The organism is Lactiplantibacillus sp. ME-2 (assembly GCF_022549155.1).
Taxonomy (GTDB): domain Bacteria; phylum Bacillota; class Bacilli; order Lactobacillales; family Lactobacillaceae; genus Lactiplantibacillus; species Lactiplantibacillus plantarum.
Map to the genome: position 1 here is coordinate 1 of NZ_JAKZEQ010000117.1, position 1,033 is coordinate 1,033.

A 1,033-nucleotide genomic window follows, 5' to 3' on the forward strand; every position below is an offset into this window, starting at 1 on the left:
GGCAAATTCTATAATTAATCCGAACAGAAATTAAAAAGCCCAAAGCAATCACTTACAATGGTAGTAGCTAATTCCAACCAATATAGGGAGTGATTACTTTGGGTACATCTACTTTATCACGTTTTCAACGTGGCGCACTAGCACAACTGGTCAATGAGGGGAATAAATCTTACCAAGTAATGGCTGACGCCTTAGGCGTCGCCAAAGCTACGATTAGCTATGAGTTGGACCGGGTTAAACCTTATGATCCAGAATTAGCTCAGCAAGATGCAGATCGCAAAAGGCGGAATTGCGGTCGTCGTTCGATGCTGACGGCAGCATTAGCGACTTTAATTACCAATCACTTACGATTAACCTGGTCACCAGAAACCATTGCGGCCGCTTATAACTTGAGCACTGCGTCAATTTATAATTGGCTTAATCGTGGCTGGCTCCCCTTCAAATTGACTGATCTACCCAATCGGAATGTCCGCCAGCACCGAGTGAGCGAAAATCGTGGGAAATTTACAAGTGGGACTTCCATCGAACAACGGCCAACAACTGTTAATCAACGGTTAGCTTTTGGTCATTGGGAAGTAGATACGGTGCTTTCTAGTCGAAGTGAGTCACGATCATGTCTGGTTACATTCGTAGAACGTAAGACCCGACTTCTATGGGCTATCAAAGCCCCTAATAGAACGGCTAAGGCTCTAAACACCGCCTTTGGCAAGTTTATGGGGGCCTTCGGTCCCCAAGTAAAATCCATTACTGTTGATCATGGTAAAGAGTTTGCCAATTATCAGGCCTTAGAACAGGATTATCAGATCAAAGTTTATTTTTGCCATCCATATTCACCATGGGAGCGAGGTTCCAATGAATATTTTAATAGACGGTTACGCTGGTTCTTCCCGAAAAAGACCAATTTTAGCCAAGTAACGACTGATGAGATCCTAGCAGCACTTGAACTAATTAATCAACGACCATTAAAAATACATCATCAACAGACTGCCATTGAAAGATTCCGGGCTTGTTCGGATTAAACTTGTAATTTGCC

General features: G+C 43.2%; 1 protein-coding gene. It reads left to right on the forward strand.

Features of this window, described 5'->3' with window-relative positions; all coding sequences use genetic code 11:
- The first annotated feature begins 98 nt into the window (after positions 1 to 98).
- Positions 99 to 1,019 (forward strand): IS30-like element ISLsa1 family transposase, encoded by a 921-nt coding sequence (locus MMY95_RS15605; RefSeq protein ID WP_011373852.1) that lies wholly within the window; start codon positions 99 to 101, stop codon positions 1,017 to 1,019.
- Positions 1,020 to 1,033 lie beyond the last annotated feature (14 nt).